This window comes from Sabulicella flocculans (assembly GCF_045449635.1).
Classification (GTDB): domain Bacteria; phylum Pseudomonadota; class Alphaproteobacteria; order Acetobacterales; family Acetobacteraceae; genus Roseococcus.
This window is the reverse complement of record NZ_JBJJBR010000020.1, coordinates 33,431-58,620: the sequence shown is the minus strand read 5'-3', so window position 1 is coordinate 58,620 and position 25,190 is coordinate 33,431. Positions and strand designations below refer to the sequence as shown.

The following is a 25,190-nucleotide window of genomic DNA, read 5'->3' as shown; positions in this document are numbered from 1 at the left end:
CAGGAAACAGCTCAGCCAACCCATCAAACCAGGTCAGCCAACCAGCCACCCCCAGCAAAACCACCAACCAACCAGTCCGCCTCACTCAGCAAGACCAGTCCGCCGCCGGTGAACGGGGATATACGGGGGGTTGGCCGAGGAGTCAAACGGGGGCGTCATGCGATTGAAGCATGACTGCCCCCGCTTCTACGTCATGCCGCAACACGCAGGACGTCGTCGCGCACCTCGACGCGCATAACGCCGTCCGTGGGCGTCACGCCGGACAGGATCATCTCCGCCAGTTGGTCCTGCAGGTTGCGCTGGATCACCCGGCGCAGCGGGCGCGCGCCGTACATCGGGTCGTAGCCGGCCTCGGCCAGCCAGGACCGCGCCTCCGGCGTCAGCTCCAGCCGCAGCTGGCGCTGCTCCAGCAGTCCGCGCAGGTGCCCCAGCTGGATGTCCAGGATGGCGTCCATGTCCTCGCGGCCCAGGCGGCGGAACAGCACCATCTCGTCCAGCCGGTTCAGGAACTCCGGCCGGAAGTGGTCACGCACGGCGCGCATCACCGCCGGGCGCGCCGCCTCGATGTCGGCCTCCGCCGGCAATTCGGCGATGGCCTGGGCGCCCAGGTTGCTGGTCAGCACGATGATGCAGTTGCGGAAATCCACCGTCCGCCCCTGCCCATCCGTCAGCCGCCCGTCATCCAGCACCTGCAGCAGCACGTTGAAGACGTCCTCGTGGGCCTTCTCCACCTCGTCGAACAGCAGCACCTGGTAGGGGCGGCGGCGCACCGCCTCCGTCAGCGTGCCGCCCTCCTCGTAGCCGACATAGCCCGGCGGGGCGCCGATCAGCCGCGCCACGGCGTGCTTCTCCATGAACTCGCTCATGTCGATGCGCGTCAGCGCCCGCTCGTCGTCGAACAGGAAGGCGGCCAGGGCCTTCACCAGCTCGGTCTTGCCCACGCCGGTCGGGCCGAGGAACAGGAAGGACCCGATGGGGCGGTTGGGATCCTGCAGCCCGGCGCGGGCGCGCCGCACCGCCTTGGAAACCGCCTGCAAGGCTTCCTCCTGCCCCACCACGCGGCGGCGCAGCTCATCCTCCATGCGCAGCAGCTTGGCGCGCTCGCCTTCCAGCATCTTCTCCACCGGCACGCCGGTCCAGCGGCTCACCACCGCCGCGATGCCTTCCTCCGTCACCGCTTCGTTCACGAGGCGGCCGCCGTCGCCGGCGGTGGCGGCCAGCTTGCGCTCCAGCTCGGGGATGGTGCCGTAGCGCAGCTCGGCCGCCTTGTTCAGGTCGCCGCGCCGCTCGGCCAGGTCCTGCTCGGTGCGGGCCTGGTCCAGCTGCTCCTTCCACTTCTGGCTCTCGACGACCTTGCCCTTCTCCGCCTCCCACGCCACGGTCATGGCGGAGGCGCGCTCCTCCAGCTCCGCCAGCTCCTTCTCCAGCCGGCCCAGCCGCTCGCGGGAGGCGTCGTCCTCCTCCTTGCGCAGCGCCTCGCGCTCGATCTTGAGCTGCAGGACGCGGCGGTCCAGCTCGTCCAGCTCCTCCGGCTTGCTGTCCACCTGCATGCGCAGGCGGCTCGCGGCCTCGTCCATCAGGTCGATGGCCTTGTCGGGCAGGAAGCGGTCGGTGATGTAGCGGTTGCTCAGCGTCGCCGCCGCCACCAGCGCGGCGTCGGCGATGCGCACGCCGTGGTGCAGCTCGTACTTCTCCTTGATGCCGCGCAGGATGGAGACGGTGTCCTCCACGCTCGGCTCGCCCACCAGCACCGGCTGGAAGCGCCGCGCCAGGGCGGCGTCCTTCTCGATGTGCTTGCGGTACTCGTCCAGCGTGGTGGCGCCGATGCAGTGCAGCTCGCCGCGCGCCAGCGCCGGCTTCAGCAGGTTGGAGGCGTCCATGGCGCCGTCCGCCTTGCCGGCGCCGATCAGCGTGTGCAGCTCGTCGATGAACAGGATGACCTTGCCGCCGGCCTCCTCCACCTCCTTCAGCACGCCCTTCAGGCGCTCCTCGAACTCGCCGCGGTACTTGGCGCCGGCCACCATGGCGCCGAGGTCGAGCGACATCACCCGCTTGTCCTTCAGCGCCTCGGGCACGTCGCCCTTGGCCACGCGCAGGGCCAGCCCCTCGACGATGGCGGTCTTGCCCACGCCGGGCTCGCCGATCAGCACCGGGTTGTTCTTGGTGCGGCGGGACAGCACCTGGATGGCGCGGCGGATCTCCTCGTCGCGGCCGATCACCGGGTCCAGCTTGCCGTTGCGGGCGGCCTCCGTGATGTCGCGGGCGTACTTGTTCAGCGCGTCGAAACTGTCCTCCGCATTGGCGCTGTCCACCCGCCGGCCCTTGCGCAGCGCGCCGATCGCCCTCTCCAGCGCCTGGGGCGTCACCCGGCCGGCGCGCAGCGCGGCCAGGCCGGTGATGGCCAGGCCCTCCAGCAGCCGGTCCTGCGCCACGAAGCTGTCGCCGCCGCGGTTCGCTGCCTCCTGCGCCGCGTCCAGGGCACGGATGAGTTCCGGGGTCGCCTGGGGCTGGCCGGCGCCGCCGCCCTGCACGGCCGGGATGCGGGAAAGTTCCTGCGCCACCGCGGCGCGCACCGCCTGGGCATCGCCCCCCGCGGCGGCGATCAGGCCGCTGGCCGCGCCCTGCTCGTCATCCAGCAGCGCCTTGAGCAGGTGCTCGGGCGCCAGGCGCTGGTGGTATTCGCGGATCGCGATGGTCTGCGCGGCCTGCAGGAAGCCGCGGGCGCGCTCGGTGAACTTCTCGATGTCCATTCGTCCCTCCTCGAGGCGACAAGGTGGCCGGCCCCCGGTGGGCAGCGCGGCTGATTCGAGTGTGGTATCCTCCAGTCCCAGGATTCAAGGGGCGTCGTCCGGCAAGCCATGCGCGTGGAACAGATCTACCGATACCCGGTGAAGGGCTTTTCGCCCGAAGCGCTGGAGGACGTGACCCTGGAGGCGGGCGAGTGCCTGCCCTTCGACCGGGTCTTCGCCCTGGCCCAGGCCGACGCCCCGCTGGACCCCGACCACCCGGTCTGGCTGCGCAAGACCAACTTCGCATGCCTGGCGGCCAATGCCCGGCTGGCGCTGCTGCACACCGCCTACGACGCCGGCACCGACACCTGGCTGATCCGCCCGCCGCAGGGCGAGCCGCTGCGCGCCCGCCTCTCCACGCCGGAGGGCCGCGCGGCGGTGGAGGACTTCCTGACCGCCTTCCTGGGCGAGGAGGCGCGCGGCCGCCTGCGGCTGCTGCGCGGCCGGGGGCATCACTTCACCGACATCCCGCAGAAGTCAGTCTCCATCATCTCGCTGAAAAGCCTGGCGGCGCTGGAAGCGGCCAGCGGCCAGCGGCTGGATCCGCTGCGCTTCCGCGCCAATTTCTATGTCTCGGGCGGCGCCGAATGGGGCGACTTCGCCCTGCTGGACCAAGAGGTGATGCTGGGCCGCGCCCGGCTGCGCGTGTGGAAGCGCATCGTCCGCTGCGCCGCCACCGAGGTGAACCCCCAGACCGCCGAGCGCGACGCCAACCCGCCGCGCGAACTCCGCAAGGCTTTCGGCCACATTGACCTGGGCGTGCAGGCGGAGGTGCTGGAAGGCGGGCTGGTGGCGGTGGGCGACGCCCTGGAGGCCATCCAGCCCGCGTAGCCGGCGTCAGCGCTCCGCCGCGGGCTCCTCGGCCGGCGGCGGGGCGGCCGGGTGGCGCGGCAGCGGCAGGGACTGCGCCTCGCCGGCCAGCTCGGCCTCCAGCGGGTGCTGGCCGTCGTTGCCGGCTTCCGGCCCCTCGGGCAGCGGCGGCTCGCCCTGCTCGCGGAAGCGGCGCTCCTGCTGCTGGGCCTGGGCGGCGTTCATCGCGCCCAGGATGCGGAAATAGTGCTCGGCGTGCTGGAAATAGCCCTCGGCGGCCACGCGGTCGCCGGCGCCGGTCGCGTCGCGGCCGAGCTGCAGGTACTTCTCGAACAGCTGCTGCGCGGTGCCGCGCAGGCGGACGTCCGGGCCGCTGGAGTCGAAGACGTGGTTGCGGTTCAGCGGCTGGTTGCCGTTGTTGCCGCTGCCGCCGCCGCTGGGCCGGAACCCGCCGCCACCCCCGCCGCCGTGGCGGTGGCCACGGCGCATGCGCTTCATGTTCATTCGCTGTCGTGCTTCCGCTGTCCTGCTCCGGGCCAAGGCGCCCTGATGCGGGAGGTCCGCGCCCACCATTCCCGAAGGATGGTCCGCCGGCTGGCCAAGATGCCCTGCCGGCGCTGCATATTAGGACGCCCCGCCCCCGCCGCCAATGGGGGCCAGGGCAATGGCCCGCGGATTGCCGCCGAAATCCCCCTCCCGGCCCCGCGGCGCCAGGCCGTGCGCGGCCGCCAGGGCTTGCAGGGCGGGCTCCTGGTCCCAGCCGATCTCCAGTACCGCCACCCCGCCGGGCGCCAGCAGCCGGTGCAGCGCGGGCAGGATGCGGCGATAGGCGTCCAGCCCGTCCGGCCCACCATCCAGCGCCGTGGCGGGCTCGTGCCGCGCCACCTCGGGCATCAGCCCCGGCACATCGGCACTGGGAATGTAGGGGGGGTTGGACAGCACCAGGTCGAAGCGGCCGGCCAAAGGCGCATCCCAATCGCCGGCAGCGAAGGCGGCGCGGGCAGCCAGGCCGTTGCGCGCGGCGTTGCGCCGGGCCAGTGCCGCCGCCTCCGGCCGCAGGTCCAGGCCGAGGCCCCAGGCGGCGGGGCGTTCCGCAAGCGCGGCCAGCAGCAGGCAGCCGGTGCCGGTGCCCAAGTCCAGCATGCGGCGCGCATCGGGCGCCAGGGTGCCGGCGAGGCGGATCAGCGCCTCCGAATCCGGCCGGGGCAGCAGGGTGGCGCCGCTCACCTCCAGCTCCAGCGTCCAGAAGCCGGCGATGCCGGTCAGCAGCGCCAGCGGCTCCCGCGCGGTGCGGCGGGCCAGCAGGGCGCGGAAGGTGGCAGCGACCTCGGGCGGCACCGGCGCGCGGGGGTCGCGCAGCAGCGCCTCCTGCGGGCATTGGAGGGCATGGGCCAGCAGCAGCCGCGCCTCCTGCCGCGCGCCCTCGATGCCCGCGGCGCGCAAGGCAGCGCCGCCCTCGCAGAGCAGGCCGCCGACCGTCACTCGCCGGCGGCGGCCAGGCGGGCGGCCTCGTCCTCGCTCAGCAGCGCGTCGAGGATCTCGTCCAGCTCGCCCAGCATCACCCGGTCGATCTTGTGCAGCGTCAGGCCGATGCGGTGGTCGGTCACGCGGCCCTGGGGGAAGTTGTAGGTGCGGATGCGCTCGCTGCGGTCGCCGGTGCCGACCTGGCCCTTGCGGTCGGCGGCGCGGGCGGAATCCAGCGCCTGCCGCTGGGCGTCGAAGATGCGCGAGCGCAGCACCTTCATCGCCTTGGCGCGATTCTTGTGCTGGGACTTCTCCTCCTGCATCGCCACCACGATGCCGGTGGGGATGTGGGTCAGGCGCACCGCGCTGTCCGTCTTGTTCACGTGCTGCCCGCCGGCGCCGGAGGCGCGGTAGGTGTCCACCCGCAGGTCCTTGTCCTCGATGCGGACATCCACCTCCTCCGCCTCCGGCAGCACGGCGACGGTGACGGTGGAGGTGTGGATGCGCCCCTGCGTCTCCGTGGCCGGCACGCGCTGGACGCGATGGACGCCGCTTTCGAACTTCAGGCGGGCGAACACCCCCTCCCCCTGGATTTCCGCGGTGGCACCCTTCACCCCGCCCAGCTCGTTCTCGTCGTAGTCCAGCAGGGTCCAGCGCCAGCCGCGCGCCTCGGCGTAGCGCTGGTAGGCGCGGAACAGCTCGGCGGCGAAGAGCCCGGCCTCGTCGCCACCCGCGGCAGGGCGGATTTCCAGGATGGCGCTGCGCTCGTCCGCGGCATCCTTCGGCAGCAGGGCCAGGCGGATCTCGCGCTCCAGCCCCGGCAGGCGGGCCTTCGCGTCGGCCAGTTCGGCCTCGGCCAGCTCGCGCATCTCGGGGTCGGCCAGCAGGGCCTCGGCCTCGGCGCGGGCGGCGTCCAGGGCGCGGAAGGCGGAGACCTTCTCCACGATGGGCTCCAGCGCCGATAATTCGCGCGAGAGGGTGCCGACCTGGGCGCCATCCGCGGTTTCCAGCAGGGCGCGCAGCTCCTCGGCGCGGCGCAGCACGCGATCCAGGCTGGCGGGCAGGCTCATGCGCGCAGGCGGGCGGGGAGGTCGGGGATGGTCACCTCCTCCTGCGTGCCCGCATCCAGGTCGCGCAGCATCGCCACGCCGCGCGCGGCCTCGCTCTCGCCGATGATGACGGCGGCGCGGGCCTTGGCCTTGTTCGCCCGCTCCATCCGGCGCTTCAGGTTGCCCTTGTGGCCCATCTCGGTGCCGATCCCGGCCTCGCGCAGCGCGCCGGCCGCGCGCAGGGCCAGCGCCTCCTCCGCCGGGGAGACGGGAATGACGTGGACCAGCCGCGGCGCCGCGGGGGTCAGCCCCCCGGCTTCCAGCAGCATCGCCAGCCGTTCGATGCCCGCGCCCCAGCCGACGGAGGGCGTCGGCGGGCCGCCCATCTCCTCCACCAGCCCGTTGTAGCGGCCGCCACCCATCACGGTGCCCTGGGCGCCCAGGCGGTCGGTCACGAATTCGAAGGCGGTGTGGCTGTAGTAGTCCAGGCCGCGGACGATGCGCGGGTTCTCGCGGAAGGGCACGCCGAAGCTGTCCAGGTGGCGGCGCAGCGCGTCCCAGTGGGCGCGGGCCTCGTCGGTCAGGAAGGGCTCGATGGTGGGCGCACCGGCCACCAGGGCGCGATCCTTGGCGTCCTTGCTGTCGATGATGCGCAGCGGGTTCTTGTCCAGGCGGCGCTGGCTATCCTCGCTCAGCGCCTCCCGGTGCGCGGTGAAGTGGGCGATGAGGGCGGCGCGGTAGGCATCGCGGCTGGGGGTGTCGCCCAGGGTGTTCACCTCCAGCGTCACGCCCTCGCTGATGCCCAGTTCGCGCTGGATGTGCCAGCCGCAGGCGATGACCTCCGCATCGGCCAGTGGCTCGGCGGAACCCAGGATTTCCAGGTCGATCTGGTGGAACTGGCGCTGCCGCCCGGCCTGCGGGCGCTCGTAGCGGAAGACCGGCCCGGCGGCGAAGACCTTGAGTGGCACCGACTGCGCCAGCCCGTTGGAGACGAGGGCGCGGCAGATGCCCGCCGTCATCTCGGGGCGCAGGGTGATGTTCTCGCCGCCGCGGTCGTCGAAGGAATACATCTCCTTGGAGACGACGTCGGAGGTCTCGCCAAGGCCGCGGTTGAACACCCGCGTGTCCTCGAAGACCGGCGTTGCCCATTCCTCGAAGCCCCAGAGGGCGCTGATGCGCCGCGCCGTCTTCACCACGCGATGATGCCGGCGGAACCCCTCGCCGATGAGGTCGTGCGTGCCGCGGACGGGCTGGAGCTTGGTGGCCATGATGCCGGGGCGGATAGCACCGGCACGCTAGCCCCGGAAGCTACTCCGCCGCCAGCACCGCCGCTTCGGCCGCCTTCTTCGCCTCCGCCTCGGCCTTCAGCAGCGCGGCGCGGCGCTCCACCAGGCCGACCAAGTGCTCCACCATCTCTTCCGTGCTGGTCTGGTGGCTGGTCTTGCCGCTGGCATAGACCATGTGCTTGTCCGCCCCGCCGCCGGTCAGGCCGATATCGGTCATCAGCGCCTCGCCGGGGCCGTTCACCACGCAGCCGATGATGGACAGCGTCACCGGCTGCTCGATATGGGCCAGCCGCTCCTCCAGCATCGCCACCGTCTTCACCACGTCGAAGCCCTGCCGCGCGCAGGAGGGGCAGGAGACGATCTTCACCCCGCGGTGGCGGATGTGCAGGGACTTCAGGATTTCCCAGCCCACATGCACCTCCTCTTCCGGCTCGGTGGAGAGCGACACGCGGATGGTGTCACCGATGCCGGCCCAGAGGAGGTTGCCCAGGCCGATGGCGCTCTTCACCGTGCCGGTGCGGCGGCCACCGGCCTCGGTCACGCCGATGTGCAGCGGGTGGTCGCAGGCCTCGGCCAGCTGCTGGTAGGCCGCGACGGCCAGGAACACGTCGCTGGCCTTCACGCTGATCTTGAACTCGTGGAAGTCGTTCTGCAGCAGGTGGTCGGCGTGCCACAGGGCGCTTTCCACCAGGGCGTCCGGGTTGGGCTCGCCGTACTTCTCCAGCAGGTGCCGCTCCAGGCTGCCGGCGTTCACGCCGATGCGGATGGAGCAGCCATGGTCCTTCGCCGCCTTCACCACTTCCTTCACCCGCTCGGGCGAGCCGATGTTGCCCGGGTTGATGCGCAGGCAGGCGGCGCCGGCCTGGGCGGCCTCGATGGCGCGGCGGTAGTGGAAGTGGATGTCGGCGACGATCGGCACGTTCACCTCGCGCACGATCTCGGCCAGGGCGGCGGTGCTTTCCTCGTCGGGGCAGCTCACGCGCACGATGTCCACCCCGGCCAGCTCGCAGCGGCGGATCTGGGCGATGGTCGCCGCCGGGTCGCTGGTCAGGGTGTTGGTCATGGTCTGCACGCTGACCGGCGCATCCCCGCCCACCAGCACCTTGCCGACGCGGATCTGCCGCGACTTGCGGCGCTCGATGTGCTGGTAGGGGCGGTAGCTCATGCGGGGACCCTCGGCGTGCTGGCCTCGCATATAGCGCCGGCCGCCGCCGAACCGAAGCCCGGGGGCGCCTACTGCCGCGGCGGCGGCGCCGCGGGCGTGGCCGGGCGGGGCGCCGGGCCGACCTGGGCGGGCGGCGGCGGCGCTGCGGCGGGCGCGCCATTGGCGGCCGGGCGGGGCGCCGGGGCGGCGCGCAGCTGGTCCGGCACCAGCGGGATGTCGCGCCGCACCCCGGTCCAGCCCGCCAGCACCGGCGAAGGGACGCCGTCCACCAGCACGTCCATGGCCTGGGCGACGCCGGTGGACAGCAGCAGCCCCTCCCGGTTGGGCACGGTGAAGGATTCGCCGGCCCGCATCACCCGGTTCAGCAGCTGCTGGCCCGTGCGCGGGTCGCGCACCTGGGTCCAGGCATCCGCCCGGAAGCGCAGCACGATGCGCGCGGCGTCCGCCGGCGGGGCGGCGGCGGCCGGCGGGGCGGGCGGCGCGGGCACCTGCACCGGCACCGGGGTGGGGGTGGGCAGGGGCGGCAGGCTGGGCGTGGCCTGCACCGGCGCCGCCGGGAGCTGCGCTGCCGGAGCCTGCGCCACCGGGGCGGGCGCGGGGCCGGGCTGGGGCCGCATCGCCTCGCCGTCGCGCGCCGCCGGTTCCAGCCGCGCGGGCACCGGCGGGACGGCGTCCACCGTGCGGCTGCCGCTGCCGCTCCAGTTGTACCAGGCGACGTAGGCGACCACGAGGATGGCCAGCCCGGCCAGGGTGGTGACGCCCGCCGGGAAGCCGCGCTCCGGCACCGGCTCGGGGAAGACGAGGTCGGTGCGCCGGGCCGCCTGGCCCATCGCGGCGTCGCGGAAGCGGCGCACCATGTCCGTGGCGTCCAGGCCCAGCGCCCCGGCGTAGTTGCGCACGAAGCCCAGGGCGTAGGCGGCCGAGGGCAGGTCCTTCAGGCGCCCTTCCTCCAGCGCCACCAGGTAGACCCGGCGGATGCGCAGCTGGCGCGACATGTCCTCGACCGAGGCGCCCATGGCCTCGCGCGCCTCGCGCAGCTCGTCGCCCAGCCGGGCGGCATCCACCGCGAGGCTGACATCCTGGGAGCGGGCGAAGCGCTTGACGTTGTCGAACACGGGCGGGCGTCTAGCGCAGCGCGCGCCGGCTTGCCAGCGCCGCGGCGGCCTGCTCCATCAGCTCGGCGATGATCTCGGCCGCCGGCTGCTCCCGGCTCACCATCCCGACGGACTGGCCGGCCATCAGCGAGCCCTGCTCGACGTCGCCCTCCACCACCGCGCGGCGCAGGGCCCCGGCCCAGAAATGCTCGATGTCGAGCTGCGCCGCCTCCTTGGACAGCTCCCCGGACTGGAAGCGGGCCAGCACCTTGGCCTGGTGCTCCATGAAGCGCTTGGTGCCCTCGTTCTGCAGGGCGCGCACGGGGATCACCGGGAAGCGCTCGTCCAGCTGCACGGTCGGCAGGGCGTCGCGGGCGGCGCCGCGGATGAAGGCGCGCTTGAAGTGGGGGTGGGCGATGGATTCGGTGGCGCAGACGAAGCGCGTGCCGATCTGCACCCCGGCCGCCCCCATCTCCAGATAGGACAGGATGGCCTCGCCGCGGCCGATGCCGCCGGCGACGAAGACCGGCACCTCCGTCACGTGCGGCAGGATCTCCTGCGCCAGCACGTTGAGCGAGACGGGGCCGATGTGCCCCCCCGCCTCGCTGCCCTCGATCACCAGCGCGTCGGCGCCGGAGCGCACCAGCTTCTTCGCCAGCGCCAGGGCCGGGGCGAAGCACACCACCTTGGCCCCGCCCTCCTTGGCGCGGCGCAGCGCGGCGCCGGGCGGGATGCCGCCGGCGAACACGATGTGCGAGACCTTCGCCGCCAGGCACACGTCCACCAGTTGCTCCAGCCGCGGATGCATGGTGATGAGGTTGACGCCGAAGGGTCGGTCGGTCAGCGCCTGGGTGGCGGCGATCTCCTCCGCCAGCCGCGGCGGCTCCATCGCCCCGCAGGCGATCACGCCGAAGGCGCCGGCGTTGCTCAGCGCCGCCACCAGGTTGCGCTCGCTCACCCAGGACATGGCGCCGCCGAGGATGGCGGTGCGCGAGCCGAGGAAGGCCGCCCCGCGCGCCATCAGGCGGCCGATCTCGGCCAGGGCTTCGGGGGCGGGGGTGACCAGGGCGTCCATGGGCGCGCGTTTATCCCCTGCGCCCGGGATGGGCAAACGGGGATGCGTCGCCCGGCCCCACCGGCAGGCGCATGGGGCAGCCCGCCCCCCCGGCCCGGCAGCAGGTCATGGGGGCGCGGCGGCGCCGCGAAGCAGGGCGCGCGCACCAGGGCCGGCGGGCAGTTCCGCGCCAGGGCGGGCGGTTGGGGCCTGGCGCGCGGCTCCCGCGGAAGCGCGCGTCCCTCTCAGCCGCCCCGGCCCGGCCGCGTGGGGCGGTGATCCGGCATGGACCCCCGTGGGGGCCGCCTCAACCGGCGCCGGTCAGCCATCCAGCCCATAGGCGGTGTGCAGGGCGCGCACCGCCAGTTCGGTGTACTCGGCCGGCACCAGCACGCTCACCTTGATCTCGCTGGTCGAGATGACCTGGATGTTGATGCCCTTTTCCGCCAACGTGGCGAACATGGTGGAGGCGACGCCGGCATGGGTGCGCATGCCGATGCCCACGACGCTGATCTTGGCCACGTTGTCGTCGGCCAGCATCGCCTCGAAGCCCAGCTCGGCCTTCGCCTTCTCCAGGATGTCGCGCGCGCGCGGCAGGTCGGACTTGCCCACCGTGAAGGTCATGTCCGTCGAGCCGTCGGCGCCGAGGTTCTGGACGATCATGTCCACGTTGACGTTGGCGGCCGAGAGCGGGCCGAACACCCGCGCGGCCACGCCCGGCCGGTCGGGCACGCGGCGCAGCGTCACCTTCGCCTCGTCCCGCGAATAGGCGATGCCGGAAACGATCGGCTTCTCCATGATCTCGTCCTCATCCACGACCAGGGAGCCTGGCTTGTCCTCGAAACTCGATAGCACCTGCACCCGCACGCGGGCCTTCATGGCCAGCTCGACGGAGCGCGTCTGCAGCACCTTGGCGCCCACGGAAGCCAGCTCCAGCATCTCCTCGTAGGAGATGCGCTCCAGCTTGCGGGCCTTGGGCACGATGCGCGGGTCGGTGGTGTAGACCCCGTCCACGTCGGTGTAGATGTCGCAGCGGTCGGCCTTCAGCGCCGCCGCCAGCGCCACCGCCGACAGGTCGGAGCCGCCGCGGCCCAGCGTCGTCACCCGGTTGCGCCCGGGCTCGATGCCCTGGAAGCCGGCGACCACGGGCACCTGCCCCCCCTCCATCCGCTTGATCAGTTCGGCGCCCTCGATCTCCTCCACCCGCGCCTTGCCATGGGCGGCGTCGGTGCGGATCGGGACCTGCCAGCCCTGCCAGGACCGCGCCTCGACGCCGATGGCCTGCAGCGCGATGGCCAGCAGGCCGATCGTCACCTGCTCGCCGGTCGCCACCACCGTGTCGTACTCGCGGGCGTCATGCAGGGGGGACAGTTCCTGGCACCACTTCACCAGCTGGTTGGTGGTGCCCGACATGGCCGAGACGACCACGGCCACCTGGTGGCCGGCATCCACCTCGCGCTTCACGCGGTTGGCGACGTTTCGGATGCGATCGAGGTCGGCGACGGAGGTCCCGCCGAACTTCATGACGATACGGGGCATTGCGGGTCCTGCTGGACCGCCTGCGGGAGCCTTGCGGGCGGTTTCCGGGCGGGTCAGATACCGGGCATGACCGAGACGGGCAACAGGGGCGGCACCGCCACCGCCGGCGAAATCGCCAAGTTCGACGCGCTGGCCGCGGATTGGTGGGACCCGCGCGGCCCCATGGCCCCCTTGCACGCCATGAACCCGGCCCGCATGGGCTGGGTGGCCCGGCAACTGGGCCCGCTGGACGGGCTGCGGGTGCTGGACGTGGGCTGCGGCGCCGGCCTGGCCGCCGAATGGCTGGCCCGGCGCGGGGCGCGCGTCACCGGGCTGGACGCCGCCGGGGCGGCGCTGGAGGCCGCCCGCGCCCATGCCGCCGCTTCCGGAGTGGTGGTGGACTACCGCGAGGGCCGGCCGGAGGACCTGTCCGGCGAGGCTTTCGACGCCGTGATCTCCCTGGAGGTGATCGAGCACGTCCCGCCGGAGGAACGCGCGACCTTCTGCGCCGCCCTGGCGCGGCTGGTGCGGCCGGGCGGGGCGGTGGTGCTGTCCACCCTCAACCGCACCCCGCGCGCCTGGGTCACCGCCAAGCTGGCGGCGGAATACCTGCTGCGCTGGCTGCCGGTGGGCACGCATGACTGGCGCCTGTTCCCCCGCCCGGCCGAAACCGCCGCCCTGCTGCGCGGCGCCGGCCTGTTCGTGGAGGACATGGCCGGCCTGTCCCCCCGGCTGGGCGGCGGCTTCGCGGTGACGCGCGACATCGGGGTGAACTACCTGGTGGCGGCCCGCCGGCCATAGGCCGGTTCCGCCGCCTCCTTCCGTGGTCCGGCAGCGCCGCCTGGACAGGGCGCGCCGAGGCGCGGCCTGCTTGCCCGGCGGTGCAGAATTCCTTGGCGCCGGCCGGATCCGCTGGCTAGCCTGCCGCCGCCACCCGCCCCGGACGAAAGGAACCCATGCGGAACTGGATCGCGGCGATCACGCTCGCCCTGTGCGCCGCCGCAACCCCGCCGCCCGCGAAGGCGGCGCCCTACACCGCGGAATACGTGTTCGGCGACAGCCTGAGCGACACGGGCAACCTGCTGCGGCTGGCCGCCGCCAACCCCGCGGCCTTCCAGGGGGTGGCGCTGCCGCTGCCGCCCTACCTCACCGGGCGCTACAGCAACGGCCCGGTCTGGGTGGAGGGGCTGGCGCAGTCCCTGGGCCTGCCGCTCCAGCCCTCCCTGGCGGGGGGCACCAACTTCTCCTTCGCCGGCGCGCTGACGGGCGGGGGCAGCATCCCGGGCGTGGCGGCGCAGGCCGCGGGCTTCCTGGCCGCTACCGGCGGCGCCGCCGACCCGCAGGCGCTGTACATCCTGGGCGGCGGCGGCAACGACCTCCGCCGCGCGACCTCCGCCGACCTGGCCATCGCCCAGAATGCGGCGGACAACATCGCCGCCGCGCTCGCCGCGCTCTACGCCGCCGGGGCGCGCAACTTCCTGGTGGCGACGCCGCCGGATGTGAGCCTGCTGCCCGAGGTGCAGGGCACCGGCGCCGCGCTCGCCGCCGTCCGCGCCCTCCGGGCCTTCCTGGGCGAGGCGCTGCGGGCGGAGCTGCTGGCCGATCTGGCGGCCTTCGCGGCGCTGCGGCCGGACGCGCAGGTCACCTCGCTGGACATCTTCGGCCTGCTGCGCGACGCGGTGGCCGACCCGGCGCGCTACGGCTTCACCAACGTGGTGGACGCCTGCCTCGACGCCGCCTCGCAGTCCGTGTGCAGCACCCCGGGCTCCTTCCTGTTCTGGGACGGCATCCACCCGACGGCGGCGGGCCACGACATCCTCGCGCAGGCGGCGCTGGCGGCCCTGGTCCCGGTGCCGGAGCCCGCCGCCCTCGGCCTGCTGGCGGCGGCGCTGCTGGCCCTGGGGCTGGCCGCGCGCCCCGGCCGGCGCGCGGCGGCGGCGCAACCGGCCTGACCCATGCTCCGCTGCGGTAGGGCGTCCTCCCGGCACGGCCGGAGCGCGCTACCTTGAGGTGGCGTCGTGCTCCGAAAGGCGGCGCCCGTCAGTCGTCGCGCGTCATGTTGCCGCCTTCGCGCTCCATCGCCTCGCGCATCTGCTCGGCGGTGGGCTTGGGCGCGGCGGGGGGCACGGCCGCCTCCTCCTCCGTGGTGCCGGGCGGGGCGTCGGGGGCCTTGGGGGTGTCGCTCATGCCTGGCCCAACGCCCGGCGGGCGCCGCGGTCACTCGCCGCGCAGCGCCGCGCCGGCGGCCAGCGGCGCCAGGGGCAGCGCCAGCGCCAGCAGCGCCGCCGCCAGCAGCAGGTAGGGGCGCGCCTGCAACCCGGTCGCCGCCGCCTCGATGGCCGCGGCGCCGAAGATCACCACCGGGATGGCCAGCGGCAGCACCAGCAGGGGCAGCAGCACCCCGCCCCGCCGGGCCCCCAGGGTCAGCGCCGCCCCCGCGGTGCCCAGCACCGACAGCAGCGCCGAGGCCAGGGCCAGCGCCGCCAGCGCCGCCCCCCAGGCTTCCACCGGCAGGTTCAGCAGGGCCGCGGCCACCGGCGTGGCGGCCACCAGCGGCAGCCCGGTGGTCAGCCAGTGGGCCAGCGCCTTCGCCGCCGCAAGCCCGGCCGGATGCAGGCCGGACAGCAAAAGCTGGTCCAGCGTGCCGTCCTCGGCATCGGCGCCCCACAGCCGGTCCAGCGGCAGCAGCGCCGCCAGTAGGGCGGAAGCCAGCAGCGCCCCGGGCGCCAGCCGCGCCAGCAACTCGGGCGAGGGCCCGACGCCAAAGGGGAACAGCGCCGCCACCAGCACGAAGAACAGCACGGCGGACAGCGTGTCCGCCGGGTGGCGCAGCGCCAGGCGCAGCTCGCGCGCCAGCAGGGCCCTCACAGCCGCAGCTCCCGCGCGTCGTCCAGCGGCAGGGGCAGGTGGGTGGCGGCCACCACCATGCCGCCGCGCCCGCGATGCGCCGCCAGCAGCGGCCGCAGCCGCTCCACCGAGGCGGCGTCCAGGCCCACCGTCGGCTCGTCCAGCAGCCACAGCGCCGCCGGGGCCAGGGCCAGCCGGGCCAGGGCCAGCCGCCGCTTCTGGCCGGAGGACAGCACGCGCGCCGGCAGGTCGGCCAGGGGCAGCAGGTCCAGCGCGGCCAGCGCCTCCTCTGCCGCGCCGCCCCACAGGCGGGCGAAGAAGCGCAGGTTCTCCCGCGCGGTCAGCCCGGGCTTCAGCGCGTCCTGGTGGCCGAGGTAGCGCAGGCGGCGGGCATGGGCCGGGCGGTCGGCCAGGGCGTCCTCGCCCTCCCACAGCAGGCGCCCTTCGGCCGCCGGCACCAGCCCGGCCAGCAGCCGCAGCAGGGAGGACTTGCCGGCGCCGTTCGCCCCGGTGAGCAGCAGGGCCTCGCCGGGGGCCAGGGTGAAGGACAGCCCGGCGAAGACCAAGCGCTCCGCTCGCCAACAGGCCAAATCTTGCGCTTGCAGCAGGCTCGCCTCCATGGACCATCCAGCTTCGCCATGCTTAAAGGCGCGGCGCAAGAGTGGGGACCACACACATGCGCATGATCGGGCAGGATACCCTCAAGGCCGGGCGGCAGCTCACCCTGGACGGCAAGAGCTACACCTATTTCTCCCTGCCCGAGGCGGCGAAGGAGATCGGCGACGTCTCCCGGCTTCCCTACTCCCTCAAGGTGCTGCTGGAGAACGTGCTGCGCTTCGAGAACGGGCGCTCCTACACGGTGGCCGACGCGCGCGCCATCGCCGAATGGGTGCGGAGCGGCCGCTCGGAGAAGGAGGTCCCATTCCGCCCCGCCCGCATCCTGATGCAGGACTTCACCGGCGTGCCGGCCGTGGTGGACCTCGCAGCCATGCGCGACGGCATCATCAAGCTGGGCGGCGACCCGGCCAAGGTGAACCCCCTGGTCCCGGTGGACCTGGTCATTGACCACTCGGTGATGGTGGACGTCGCCGGCTCCGCCCAGGCCTTGCAGAAGAACGTGGAGATCGAGTTCGAGCGCAACGGCGAGCGCTACGAGTTCCTGCGCTGGGGCCAGGAGGCGTTCAAGAACTTCCGCGTGGTGCCGCCGGGTGCGGGCATCTGCCACCAGGTGAACCTGGAATACCTGGGCCAGGTGGTCTGGACCTCGGACGAGGACGGCGTCACCTACGCCTACCCCGACAGCTGCTACGGCACCGACAGCCACACCACGATGATCAACGGCCTGGGCGTGCTGGGCTGGGGCGTCGGCGGCATCGAGGCCGAGGCCGCCATGCTCGGCCAGCCCATCGCCATGCTGATCCCCGACGTGATCGGCTTCCGCGTCTCCGGCAAGCTGCGCGAGGGCGTGACCACCACCGACCTGGCGCTGACCGTCACGCAGATGCTGCGCAAGAAGGGCGTGGTGGGCAAGTTCGTCGAGTTCTTCGGCCCCGGCCTGGATTCCATGCCGCTGGCCGACCGCGCCACTATCGCCAACATGGCCCCCGAATACGGCGCCACCTGCGGCTTCTTCCCGGTGGACGAGGTGACGCTGGACTACCTGCGCCTCTCCGGCCGCGACGAGCACCGCATCAAGCTGGTGCGCGAGTACCACAAGGCCCAGGGCATGTGGCGCGACGCCACCACCCCCGACCCGGTGTTCACCGACACGCTGGAGCTGGACCTCTCGACGGTCGAGCCCTCGCTGGCCGGGCCGAAGCGCCCGCAGGACCGCATCGGCCTCGGCTCGGTGGCCACCTCCTTCAAGAAGGACCTCGCCGCCGGCGCCATGGGCGTGCCGGGCGAGCAGGCGGAGCTGCGCGTGCCGGTGGAGGGCGCCGATTTCGACCTCGGCCACGGCGACGTGGTGATCGCCGCCATCACGTCGTGCACCAACACCTCCAACCCCTACGTGCTGGTGGCCGCGGGCCTCGTCGCCCGCAAGGCGCGCGCCAAGGGCCTGAAGCCCAAGCCCTGGGTCAAGACCTCGCTGGCCCCCGGTTCCCAGGTGGTGACCGACTACCTGGACAGCGCCGGCCTGCAGGCCGACCTGGACGCCATCGGCTTCCAGACCGTGGGCTATGGCTGCACCACCTGCATCGGCAATTCCGGCCCGCTGCCCGAGCCGATGGTGAACGCCATCGAGGACAACAAGCTGGTCGTCTCCGCCGTGCTGTCGGGCAACCGCAACTTCGAGGGGCGCGTGCACGCCAACGTGCGCGCCAACTACCTCGCCTCGCCGCCGCTGGTGGTGGCCTATGCGCTGGCCGGCTCCACCAAGCTGGACCTGACGACCGACCCCATCGGCACCGGGAGCGACGGCCAGCCGGTGTTCCTGCGCGACATCTGGCCCTCCCAGGCGGAGATCGTCTCCATCGTCCACGGCAACGTGACGCCGGAGATGTTCACCACCCGCTACGGCGACGTGTTCAAGGGCACGGAGCAGTGGCAGGCCATCCAGGTGGATGCCGGCAGCGACACCTACCGCTGGAACGGCGGCTCCACCTACGTGCAGAACCCGCCCTATTTCGAGGGCATGACGATGGAGACGCACGCGCTCTCCTCCATCCGCCGCGCGCGCATCCTGGGCCTGCTGGGCGACAACATCACCACCGACCACATCTCGCCCGCCGGCAACATCCGCAAGGTGAGCCCGGCCGGCGAATACCTGCTGGAGCACCAGGTCCGGCCCTTCGACTTCAACTCCTACGGCGCCCGCCGCGGGAACCATGAGGTCATGATGCGCGGCACCTTCGCCAACATCCGCATCAAGAACGAGATGGTGCCCGGCGTGGAGGGCGGCATCTCCAAGCACTACCCCTCCGGCGAGGTGGCGCCGATCTACGATGTGGCGATGCGCTACAAGGCCGAGGGCGTGCCGCTGGTGGTGTTCGGCGGCAAGGAATACGGCATGGGCTCCTCGCGCGACTGGGCGGCGAAGGGCACCTTCCTGCTGGGCATCAAGGCGGTGATCGCCGAGAGCTTCGAGCGCATCCACCGCTCCAACCTCGTGGGCATGGGCGTGCTGCCGCTGGTGTTCCGCGAGGGCGAGACGCGCCAGACCCTGGGCCTGCGCGGCGACGAGCTGGTGGACATCCTCGGCATCGAGGAGCTGCGCCCGCGCATGGAGCTGGAGCTGGCCATCACCCGCGCCGACGGCACCACGCTGCGCACCGGCGTGGTGTGCCGCGTGGATACGGCGGACGAGGTCGAGTACTACCGCAACGGCGGCATCCTGCACTACGTGCTGCGCGGCATGGCCCGCGCGGCGTAGGCCGCAGCCCACGCCATGACCAGGGCGCGGCCTTCGCGGGCCGCGCCCTTTTTCGTGGCCGGGCGCCGGACACGAAAAAGGGGCCCGAAGGCCCCTTCATCATCCCGGGCGAGCCCGCGGTGCCAAGGCAGGCGCGGCGCCCTGCCATGGCGAAGCCATGGCAGGATGGGCCAGGCCTTGCCGGACCAGGCGTTCTCCCCCGCCCGGCGCGGCGCCGCGGGGCGCTCAGTCGCGCGTGGCGGCGCCCAGCTCGGCCACCAGCTCGTCCTCGAGGGTGATCTCCTCCTCGCGGGCGATCTCCTCGCCGCGGGCCTGCTTCTCGGCCTCCTCGGCGGAGCGGGCGACGTTCACCACCACGGGCAGCAGCACCTCCGGGTGCAGCTCCACGCGCACGGTGGTCAGGCCCAGGGTCTTGATCGGCTGCTCCAGCAGAACCTGCTGGCGGCCGACGCTCAGCCCGGCCGCCTTGCAGGCGTCGGCGATGTCGCGCACCGAGACGGAGCCGTACAGGTTGCCGCCCTCGCCGGCGGAGCGGATCAGGACGACCGCCAGGCCCTCCATGCGCTCGGCCACGCGCTCGGCCTCGCCGCGGCGCTTGAGGTTCTGCGCCTCGAGCTGCGCGCGGTCCGTCTCGAACTTGGCGATGTTCGCCTTGGTGGCGCGGATCGCCTTGCCCTGCGGCAGCAGGAAGTTGCGCGCGTAGCCCGGCTTCACCTTCACCAGCTCGCCCATCTGGCCGAGCTTCTCCACGCGTTGCATCAGAATCAGGTCAATCATCACACGGTCCCGTTCACGTCTGGGGCGGCGCGGCGCGCCGCCGGATCTGTTCGTAGAGGCCCAGGCCGACCATCAGCGGGGCCATGACTTGCAGGAAGACCAGCATCAGCACCCAGAAGCCGGCCAGCAGCGCCCGCTTGCCCCGCGCCCGGGCGTGCACCGACAGCACGCCGAGCAGGAACAGCGGCACCAGCAGGATCAGCAGCGCCGACAGCGCCACCGCCCCGCCCAGCGCCAGCCAGGCCCCGAAGGCCAGGGCGGGCAGCGGCAGGTACCAGCCCGGCAGCCGGGCCTCGGACAGCGATGGCGTCTCCCACCCCGCCAGGCCCCAGCGGCGCAGCAGCAGCTGGGCCAGCAGGGCGTTCAGCACCATCACCACCACCAGCCAGAAGCCGGCGGCCGCCGCCTTCACCTGCGCCACCTGGACGATCATGCCCTCGGGCAGGTCCAGGCCCATGCGCTGCACGCCCATCTCCACCGCCTCGCGCATCGCCCCTTCCAGGTCGGGCACGAAGGCGGCCAGCAGCAGCAGCGCCGCCAGGGGCCAGAGCCCCAGCGCGGCCAGCGGCAGCGACAGCCGCAGCCGCGACCCCGCAGTGGCCAGCGCCACCAGCAGGGCAGCCGGCAGCCCGAAGGCCACGGCATGGATGGCAAAGCCCAGCAGCGGGCCCAGCAGCAGCATGGCCAGGCCGGCCGCCGCGGCGGCATAGGCGGCCGCGCGCGCCCCGAAGGACAGCCCGGCCAGCAGCAGCGGCAGCGGCGTGGCCCACAGCAGCAGCCCGCCCAGGGGCAGGCCGCGCAGCGCCCACAGCATGCACAGGGCCGAGCACGCGCCGGCGGCGCCCGCCGCCAGCGATGCCGGGCTGCCGAACAGCCCCCCCTGCGCCTGCCCGCTCATGGGTGCGCCCCGCCTTCCGTCAGTCGTTGATCACGTAGGGCAGCAGGGCCAGGAAGCGGGCGCGCTTGATGGCCTGGGCCAGCTCGCGCTGCTTCTTGCCGCTGACCGCGGTGATGCGGGCGGGAACGATCTTGCCGCGCTCGCTCAGGAAGCGGCTCAGCAGGCGCACGTCCTTGTAGTCGATCTTCGGCGCGTTGGCGCCGGAGAACGGGCAGGACTTCTTGCGCCGGTAGAAGGGGCGGCGCGCGCCAACGGCCGTGCGGCGGTTGGCGATGCTCGGCTCGGCGGTCTCGCTCATGGTCTCAGACCTCCTCGTTCAGGTTGATGTCCATCTCGTCGCGGGAGCGGGCGCGGAACTCCTCGCGGTCGTCCCGCCCGCCGCCGGTGCGGCCGGAGGAGAAGCGGCCGGCGGGCTTGGGCCCGCGGAAGCCGCGCTCGCGGTCATCGCCGCGCTTGGCGAGGATGGCGGAGGGCTCGTCGGAGATGGACTCGACGCGGATGGTCATCTCGCGCAGCACGTCCTCGTTCAGGCCGAGCTGGCGCTCGACCTCCTGCATGGCGCCGGCGGGGGCGGAAAGGCCGAGGAGCATGTAGTGCCCCTTGCGGTTCTTCTTCACCCGGTAGGCCAGGCCGCGCAGGCCCCAGTACTCGCGCTTGCGGACCTCGCCGCCGGCCTCGCCGACCACGGCGGCCACGCTGTCCGCGATCGCCTCGACCTGCTGCTGGGTGACGTCGTTGCGCGCGATGAACACGCATTCGTAGAGCGGCATGGTGTCTCCCTGTGGATGCTCAGCCCTGGCGGCGGTCGGGATGACGGCGCGCGAACGGGCATAGCCGCGGGCGTGCCAACGCCGGCGGCAGGGTGGGCGGCTTGAAGCACGGGCCGGGGCGCGAGTCCAGCGCCGGCGTTCAGCGCGCCCCGCGGGCGATGCCCAGGATGGCGTGGCGCGCCACGGTGGCGTCCGGCAGGGCGGTGGTCTTGGCCTGGCGCTCGGCCCGCAGCAGGGCGGCGCCCAGCGCCTCCAGCCGCGCCGGGCTCCATTTGCGCAGGGCGCGCTCGTAGGCCGCCTTGCTCTTCCAGAACACCGGCGGGCGCAACGCGCCCACGGCCTCCCCCGCCGGCACCCCCGCTGCCACCGCCAGCGCCGCCTGGTGCAGCCGCTGCACCTGCCGCAAGGCGGCGCGGATCACCTGGATGGGGTTGGCCCCCTCCGCCATGGCGCGGGCGATGGCGCGGTCGGCCGCGGCGACGTCCCCCTGCCCGGCCGCCAGCAGCGCCTCGTCCAGGTCCAGCAGGGAGGTTTCGCCCAGCACCGCCATGGCGTCCTCCACCGCGATGCGGGCGCCGGGCTCGGCGTGCAGGGCCAGCACCTCCAGGGTCCGGCGCAGGGCCAGGCGGTCCTCGCCGGCGCGCTCGGCCAGCCAGTCCAGCGCCTCCGGCTCGGCTTGGGCGTCCAGCTCGCCCAGGATGCGGGCGATGCTGCCCCGCAGCTCCGCCCCGCGCTCGGCGTAGCATTCCACCACGGTGCCGGCCGCGTGCGCCGCGACGGCGCCGTGCAGCTTGCCGGTCTTCTTCAGCCCCGGCGCCTCCATCACCACCAGCCCGGGGCCGGGGCCGGCCAGCGCGGCCTTGGCGGCCTCGGCCCAGGCGTCGGTGGCGCCGCGCACCCGCACGGCGACGCGCCCGCCCATCAGCGGCTGCGCGGCGGCCAGGGCGGGCAGGGCGCCGGCGTCGCGCTGCGCCTCGCGCCCCGCCTCCTCCCGGCACAGGGGGTCGTCGCCGGCCACGGCGGCCACCAGCCGCGCCGCGCGCTCGCTGATCAGGCCCTCGTCGTCGCCCAGCAGCAGGACCAGCCGGCAGGATTCCGGCGGCCCGTCCAGGAAGGCGGCGAGGCGCCGGGGGTCGGGCCGCGCGGCCATCAGGCCCGCAGGCGCCGGCCCAGCGCGATGGCCACGCCCTGCACCACCCGGTCGCTCAACTCCTCGATGAGGCGGCGGTCCATCGCCTCGCGCGAGATTTCCGCGGCGTAGAACTGCAGGTCGGGGATGTTGAAGGAATCCAGCGTGCGGGCGCTGCCCTGCTCGATGGGCACGGGGGGGATGGCGTCGGTGGTCAGGGTCCAGCGCGCGGTGCTGACCATGCGGATGCGGGTGATGGTGCCGTCCTGGCGGTAGCCCAGCGGCTCGGCCTCGTTCTGCACCGCCACGGTGAGCAGATAGCGCGCGGCGGTGCCCGGCGCCCGCCCTTCCAGCTGGTTCTGCAGGCTGCGGCGGAACAGCTGGCCGTAGCGCTCGTACATCGGCGCCACGCGCACCGCCGCCAGCTCGGCCGCCAGGGCGGCGCTGGCCGGGGCCGCGGCCCGCCCTTCCCCGCGGCCCGGGGCGTGCACCGGCCGGAAGCCGCAGCCGCCCAGCGGGACGAGGCCCAGCAGCGCGCCCAGCAGCGCCCTACGCGACAAGGTTCACCACCCGGCCGGGCACGTGGATGCGCTTGCGGATGGGCTTGCCGTCCAGCGCGCGGCGCACGTTCTCCTCCGCCTCGGCCAGCGCGAAGATGGTGGCCTCGTCGGCGCCGGCCGGCACCTCGATGGTGGCGCGCAGCTTGCCCAGCACCTGCACCGCCAGGGTCACCGTCTCCGCCTTCAGCAAGGCCGGGTCGGCCTCCGGCCAGGGCATGGCGGCCACCAGCCCGGCGCCGGGGCGCACCAGGGCCATCGCTTCCTCCGCCAGGTGCGGCATGGCCGGCGCGGCGAGGCGCAGCAGCATCTCCACCGCCTCCCGCCGGGCCTCCAGCGGGGCGGCGGGGGCGTCGGCCACGGCGTTGGCCAGCTCGTGCAGGCGGGCCACCGCCACGTTGAAGGCGAAGCTCTCCCATGCCTCGGTCACCGCGGCGATCGTGCGGTGGGTGGCGGCGCGCAGCTTGCGCCCCGCCGCCTCGTCCGGCGCGTCGGCCTCGCGCAGCTGGGCGGCCAGCCGCCAGACGCGCTGGGTGAAGCGGAAGGCGCCCTGCACCCCGGCCTCGCTCCATTCCATGTCGCGCTCGGGCGGGTTGTCGCTCAGGATGAACCAGCGCGCGGTGTCGGCGCCGTAGCGGGAGATGATGGCGCCCGGGTCCACCGTGTTGTTCTTGGACTTGGACATCTTCTCGCCGCGCCCCACCGCCACGGCGGCGCCGGTGGCGGTCTCGGTGGCGCGGCCCTCGGCGTCCACGGACACCTGCTCCGGGTACAGCCAGCGGCCATCGGCGGCGCGATAGGAGGCGTGGGTGACCATGCCCTGGGTGAACAGCCCGGCGAAGGGCTCGGGCGAGGGCAGCGCGCCCATGCCGTGCAGCGCGCGGGTGAAGAAGCGGGCGTAGAGCAGGTGCAGGATCGCGTGCTCGATGCCGCCGATGTACTGGTCCACCGGCAGCCAGGACGCCGCCTCGCGCAGGATCGGCTGCTCGGCGCGCGGCGAGCAGAAGCGGGCGAAGTACCAGGAGCTGTCCACGAAGGTGTCGCAGGTGTCGGTCTCGCGCCGCGCCGGCTTGGCGCAGCGCGGGCAGGAGACGTGCTTCCACGTCGGGTGGTGGTCCAGCGGGTTGCCCGGCCGGGTGAAGTCCACGTCCTGCGGCAGCACCACGGGAAGCTGCTCGTCGGGCACCGGCACGGCGCCGCAATCGTCGCAATGGATCACCGGGATCGGGCAGCCCCAGTAGCGCTGGCGGGAGACGCCCCAGTCGCGCAGGCGCCAGTTCGTCACGCCCTGCCCGGCGCCCAACCGCTCGATCTCGGCGATGGCGGCGCGCTTGCCGGCGGCCACGTCCAGCCCGTCCAGGAAGCCGGAGTTGACGAGGACGCCGTCATCGGTGAAGGCGGTGTCGCCCACCCGGAAGCTCGCCGGGTCCTCGCCGCGCGGCATCACCACCTGCGGCACCGGCAGGCCGTACTTGCGGGCGAAGTCCAGGTCGCGCTGGTCGCCGCAGGGGCAGCCGAAGATGGCGCCGGTGCCGTATTCCATCAGCACGAAGTTGGCGATCCAGACCGGGTAGCTCTCGCCGTTCAGCGGGTTCACCACGCGGAAGCCGGTGTCGTGGCCGCGCTTCTCCGCCTGCTCGATGGCGGCCTCGCTGGTGCCCAGCGCGCGGCATTCGGCGATGAAGGCGGCGGCCTGGGGGTCGCGCACGGCGGCGGCGGCGGCCAGCGGATGCTCGGCGGCGACGGCCAGGAAGCTCATGCCGAACAGCGTGTCGGGGCGGGTGGTGAAGACCTCGACCTCGGTGGCGCCCTCGACCGGCTCGGCCAGCTTGAAGCGCACCCGCGCGCCTTCGCTGCGGCCGATCCAGTTGGCCTGCATCAGCTTCACCCGCTCGGGCCAGCGGTCCAGACCGTCCAGCGCCGCCAGCAGGTCAGGCGCGAACTTGGTGATGGCGAAGAACCATTGCGACAGCTTCTTCTTCTCGACCGGCGCGCCGGAGCGCCAGCCGCGGCCGTCGATCACCTGCTCATTGGCCAGCACCGTGCCGTCCACCGGGTCCCAGTTGACCCAGCTTTCCTTGCGCTCCACCAGCCCGGCTTCCATGAAGCGCAGGAACAGGCGCTGCTGCTGGCCGTAATAGGCGGGGTCGCAGGTGGCGAACTCGCGCTCCCATTCCAGGGACAGGCCCATGCGCTTCAGTTCGGCGCGCATGTTGGCGATGTTGGCGTAGGTCCACTCGCCCGGATGCACGCCGCGCTCGCGCGCCGCGTTCTCCGCCGGCAGGCCGAAGGCGTCCCAGCCCATCGGGTGCATCACGCTGAAGCCGCGGGCGCGCTTGTAGCGCGCCACCACGTCGCCCAGCGTGTAGTTGCGCACGTGCCCCATGTGGATCTTGCCCGAGGGGTAGGGGAACATCTCCAGCACGTAGTACTTGCGCGCGTCGGCCGCCGGCACGTCGGGCACGGAGAAGCAGCGCGCCTGTTCCCATTCCGCCTGCCAGCGGGGCTCGGCGGCGGCGAAGTCGTAGCGGGCGGACGCGCCCTCGGGCATGTCGTTCATGATGGCCCGTCCTAGCGCCGCGCCGCCCTGGGCGGAAGGGCTTGCAAGCC

General features: G+C 73.4%; 23 protein-coding genes. 4 read left to right on the top strand and 19 right to left on the bottom strand.

The window, feature by feature from the left end:
* Window positions 1-191: 191 nt before the first annotated feature.
* Entirely contained in the window at window positions 192-2,750 is a 2,559-nt protein-coding gene (clpB, locus tag ACI6QG_RS15870) for an ATP-dependent chaperone ClpB (RefSeq protein ID WP_407025557.1), read from the bottom strand.
* Between the two features lie 108 nt (window positions 2,751-2,858).
* On the opposite strand from clpB, the gene ACI6QG_RS15865 reads away from it, so the two are divergent.
* A complete protein-coding gene (locus ACI6QG_RS15865; RefSeq protein WP_407025556.1) occupies window positions 2,859-3,620 on the top strand; it encodes an MOSC domain-containing protein in 762 nt (253 codons plus the stop codon).
* A 6-nt stretch (window positions 3,621-3,626) separates the two neighbouring features.
* Here the strand turns inward: ACI6QG_RS15865 and ACI6QG_RS15860 are convergent, their stop codons facing one another.
* The 8 genes from ACI6QG_RS15860 to ACI6QG_RS15825 all read right to left on the bottom strand — a co-directional run bounded on the left by ACI6QG_RS15860 (window position 3,627) and on the right by ACI6QG_RS15825 (window position 12,250).
* Entirely contained in the window at window positions 3,627-4,088 is a 462-nt protein-coding gene (locus ACI6QG_RS15860) for a DUF4167 domain-containing protein (RefSeq protein ID WP_407025555.1), read from the bottom strand.
* A 135-nt stretch (window positions 4,089-4,223) separates the two neighbouring features.
* Window positions 4,224-5,081, bottom strand: coding sequence for a peptide chain release factor N(5)-glutamine methyltransferase (gene prmC / locus ACI6QG_RS15855; protein WP_407025554.1), 858 nt, complete (start codon window positions 5,079-5,081; stop codon window positions 4,224-4,226).
* On the bottom strand, window positions 5,078-6,133 hold the full coding sequence (gene prfA / locus ACI6QG_RS15850; protein WP_407025553.1) for a peptide chain release factor 1: 1,056 nt from the start codon (window positions 6,131-6,133) through the stop codon (window positions 5,078-5,080). The genes prmC and prfA overlap by 4 nt, the downstream gene beginning before the upstream one ends.
* On the bottom strand, window positions 6,130-7,380 hold the full coding sequence (hisS, locus tag ACI6QG_RS15845; RefSeq protein WP_407025552.1) for a histidine--tRNA ligase: 1,251 nt from the start codon (window positions 7,378-7,380) through the stop codon (window positions 6,130-6,132). The genes prfA and hisS overlap by 4 nt, the downstream gene beginning before the upstream one ends.
* A 40-nt stretch (window positions 7,381-7,420) precedes the next feature.
* On the bottom strand, window positions 7,421-8,563 hold the full coding sequence (ispG, locus tag ACI6QG_RS15840) for a flavodoxin-dependent (E)-4-hydroxy-3-methylbut-2-enyl-diphosphate synthase (protein WP_407025551.1): 1,143 nt from the start codon (window positions 8,561-8,563) through the stop codon (window positions 7,421-7,423).
* A 68-nt stretch (window positions 8,564-8,631) separates the two neighbouring features.
* A complete protein-coding gene (locus ACI6QG_RS15835; RefSeq protein WP_407025550.1) occupies window positions 8,632-9,678 on the bottom strand; it encodes a helix-turn-helix domain-containing protein in 1,047 nt (348 codons plus the stop codon).
* Between the two features lie 10 nt (window positions 9,679-9,688).
* A complete protein-coding gene (locus ACI6QG_RS15830) occupies window positions 9,689-10,732 on the bottom strand; it encodes an NAD(P)H-dependent flavin oxidoreductase (protein WP_407025549.1) in 1,044 nt (347 codons plus the stop codon).
* Window positions 10,733-11,032: 300 nt separating this feature from the next.
* Window positions 11,033-12,250, bottom strand: a complete 1,218-nt coding sequence (locus ACI6QG_RS15825; RefSeq protein ID WP_407025548.1) for an aspartate kinase — start codon at window positions 12,248-12,250, stop codon at window positions 11,033-11,035.
* Window positions 12,251-12,316: 66 nt separating this feature from the next.
* On the opposite strand from ACI6QG_RS15825, the gene ubiG reads away from it, so the two are divergent.
* Together ubiG and ACI6QG_RS15815 are read left to right on the top strand one after the other, a co-directional pair.
* Complete coding sequence (ubiG, locus tag ACI6QG_RS15820) at window positions 12,317-13,030, top strand: bifunctional 2-polyprenyl-6-hydroxyphenol methylase/3-demethylubiquinol 3-O-methyltransferase UbiG (RefSeq protein ID WP_407025547.1); 714 nt, start codon at window positions 12,317-12,319, stop codon at window positions 13,028-13,030.
* Between the two features lie 155 nt (window positions 13,031-13,185).
* On the top strand, window positions 13,186-14,181 hold the full coding sequence (locus tag ACI6QG_RS15815; RefSeq protein WP_407025546.1) for an SGNH/GDSL hydrolase family protein: 996 nt from the start codon (window positions 13,186-13,188) through the stop codon (window positions 14,179-14,181).
* An 88-nt stretch (window positions 14,182-14,269) separates the two neighbouring features.
* On the opposite strand, the gene ACI6QG_RS15810 is transcribed toward ACI6QG_RS15815, so the two are convergent.
* From ACI6QG_RS15810 to ccmA, 3 genes are read right to left on the bottom strand one after another with little or no spacing between them, the layout of a single operon-like run.
* Window positions 14,270-14,416 carry a hypothetical protein gene (locus ACI6QG_RS15810; protein WP_407025545.1) on the bottom strand — a complete coding sequence of 49 codons (147 nt, stop codon included), beginning with the start codon at window positions 14,414-14,416 and terminating at the stop codon, window positions 14,270-14,272.
* A 30-nt stretch (window positions 14,417-14,446) separates the two neighbouring features.
* On the bottom strand, window positions 14,447-15,097 hold the full coding sequence (gene ccmB / locus ACI6QG_RS15805) for a heme exporter protein CcmB (protein WP_407025544.1): 651 nt from the start codon (window positions 15,095-15,097) through the stop codon (window positions 14,447-14,449).
* Window positions 15,094-15,696, bottom strand: coding sequence for a heme ABC exporter ATP-binding protein CcmA (gene ccmA / locus ACI6QG_RS15800; RefSeq protein WP_407025543.1), 603 nt, complete (start codon window positions 15,694-15,696; stop codon window positions 15,094-15,096). The genes ccmB and ccmA overlap by 4 nt, the downstream gene beginning before the upstream one ends.
* Window positions 15,697-15,752: 56 nt before the next feature.
* Between ccmA and acnA the strand changes: the two genes are divergently transcribed.
* Window positions 15,753-18,449 carry an aconitate hydratase AcnA gene (gene acnA, locus ACI6QG_RS15795; protein ID WP_407025542.1) on the top strand — a complete coding sequence of 899 codons (2,697 nt, stop codon included), beginning with the start codon at window positions 15,753-15,755 and terminating at the stop codon, window positions 18,447-18,449.
* 225 nt (window positions 18,450-18,674) lie between these two features.
* Here the strand turns inward: acnA and rplI are convergent, their stop codons facing one another.
* From rplI to leuS, 7 genes are all read right to left on the bottom strand, one after another.
* Window positions 18,675-19,226, bottom strand: a complete 552-nt coding sequence (gene rplI, locus ACI6QG_RS15790) for a 50S ribosomal protein L9 (protein ID WP_407025541.1) — start codon at window positions 19,224-19,226, stop codon at window positions 18,675-18,677.
* 13 nt (window positions 19,227-19,239) lie between these two features.
* Window positions 19,240-20,124: a hypothetical protein gene (locus tag ACI6QG_RS15785; RefSeq protein WP_407025540.1), complete on the bottom strand. Its 885-nt coding sequence runs from the start codon at window positions 20,122-20,124 to the stop codon at window positions 19,240-19,242.
* Window positions 20,125-20,143: 19 nt separating this feature from the next.
* Window positions 20,144-20,422 carry a 30S ribosomal protein S18 gene (gene rpsR / locus ACI6QG_RS15780; RefSeq protein ID WP_407025539.1) on the bottom strand — a complete coding sequence of 93 codons (279 nt, stop codon included), beginning with the start codon at window positions 20,420-20,422 and terminating at the stop codon, window positions 20,144-20,146.
* A 4-nt stretch (window positions 20,423-20,426) separates the two neighbouring features.
* Entirely contained in the window at window positions 20,427-20,894 is a 468-nt protein-coding gene (rpsF, locus tag ACI6QG_RS15775) for a 30S ribosomal protein S6 (RefSeq protein WP_407025538.1), read from the bottom strand.
* Between the two features lie 139 nt (window positions 20,895-21,033).
* Window positions 21,034-22,044, bottom strand: a complete 1,011-nt coding sequence (gene holA, locus ACI6QG_RS15770) for a DNA polymerase III subunit delta (protein ID WP_407025537.1) — start codon at window positions 22,042-22,044, stop codon at window positions 21,034-21,036.
* Window positions 22,044-22,583, bottom strand: coding sequence for an LPS assembly lipoprotein LptE (lptE, locus tag ACI6QG_RS15765; RefSeq protein ID WP_407025536.1), 540 nt, complete (start codon window positions 22,581-22,583; stop codon window positions 22,044-22,046). The genes holA and lptE overlap by 1 nt, the downstream gene beginning before the upstream one ends.
* Window positions 22,573-25,131: a leucine--tRNA ligase gene (leuS, locus tag ACI6QG_RS15760; RefSeq protein ID WP_407025559.1), complete on the bottom strand. Its 2,559-nt coding sequence runs from the start codon at window positions 25,129-25,131 to the stop codon at window positions 22,573-22,575. The genes lptE and leuS overlap by 11 nt, the downstream gene beginning before the upstream one ends.
* Window positions 25,132-25,190 lie beyond the last annotated feature (59 nt).

Bases quoted from the DNA above. Each gene is read 5' to 3' on its own strand.
- clpB (WP_407025557.1), bottom strand. From the start codon at position 2,750: ATGGACATCGAGAAGTTCACCGAGCGCGCCCGCGGCTTCCTGCAGGCC.
- ACI6QG_RS15865 (WP_407025556.1), top strand. From the start codon at position 2,859: ATGCGCGTGGAACAGATCTACCGATACCCGGTGAAGGGCTTTTCGCCC.
- ACI6QG_RS15860 (WP_407025555.1), bottom strand. From the start codon at position 4,088: ATGCGCCGTGGCCACCGCCACGGCGGCGGGGGTGGCGGCGGGTTCCGG.
- prfA (WP_407025553.1), bottom strand. From the start codon at position 6,133: ATGAGCCTGCCCGCCAGCCTGGATCGCGTGCTGCGCCGCGCCGAGGAG.
- hisS (WP_407025552.1), bottom strand. From the start codon at position 7,380: ATGGCCACCAAGCTCCAGCCCGTCCGCGGCACGCACGACCTCATCGGC.
- ispG (WP_407025551.1), bottom strand. From the start codon at position 8,563: ATGAGCTACCGCCCCTACCAGCACATCGAGCGCCGCAAGTCGCGGCAG.
- ACI6QG_RS15830 (WP_407025549.1), bottom strand. From the start codon at position 10,732: ATGGACGCCCTGGTCACCCCCGCCCCCGAAGCCCTGGCCGAGATCGGC.
- ACI6QG_RS15825 (WP_407025548.1), bottom strand. From the start codon at position 12,250: ATGCCCCGTATCGTCATGAAGTTCGGCGGGACCTCCGTCGCCGACCTC.
- ubiG (WP_407025547.1), top strand. From the start codon at position 12,317: ATGACCGAGACGGGCAACAGGGGCGGCACCGCCACCGCCGGCGAAATC.
- ACI6QG_RS15815 (WP_407025546.1), top strand. From the start codon at position 13,186: ATGCGGAACTGGATCGCGGCGATCACGCTCGCCCTGTGCGCCGCCGCA.
- ACI6QG_RS15810 (WP_407025545.1), bottom strand. From the start codon at position 14,416: ATGAGCGACACCCCCAAGGCCCCCGACGCCCCGCCCGGCACCACGGAG.
- ccmA (WP_407025543.1), bottom strand. From the start codon at position 15,696: ATGGAGGCGAGCCTGCTGCAAGCGCAAGATTTGGCCTGTTGGCGAGCG.
- acnA (WP_407025542.1), top strand. From the start codon at position 15,753: ATGCGCATGATCGGGCAGGATACCCTCAAGGCCGGGCGGCAGCTCACC.
- rplI (WP_407025541.1), bottom strand. From the start codon at position 19,226: ATGATTGACCTGATTCTGATGCAACGCGTGGAGAAGCTCGGCCAGATG.
- ACI6QG_RS15785 (WP_407025540.1), bottom strand. From the start codon at position 20,124: ATGAGCGGGCAGGCGCAGGGGGGGCTGTTCGGCAGCCCGGCATCGCTG.
- rpsR (WP_407025539.1), bottom strand. From the start codon at position 20,422: ATGAGCGAGACCGCCGAGCCGAGCATCGCCAACCGCCGCACGGCCGTT.
- rpsF (WP_407025538.1), bottom strand. From the start codon at position 20,894: ATGCCGCTCTACGAATGCGTGTTCATCGCGCGCAACGACGTCACCCAG.
- holA (WP_407025537.1), bottom strand. From the start codon at position 22,044: ATGGCCGCGCGGCCCGACCCCCGGCGCCTCGCCGCCTTCCTGGACGGG.
- leuS (WP_407025559.1), bottom strand. From the start codon at position 25,131: ATGCCCGAGGGCGCGTCCGCCCGCTACGACTTCGCCGCCGCCGAGCCC.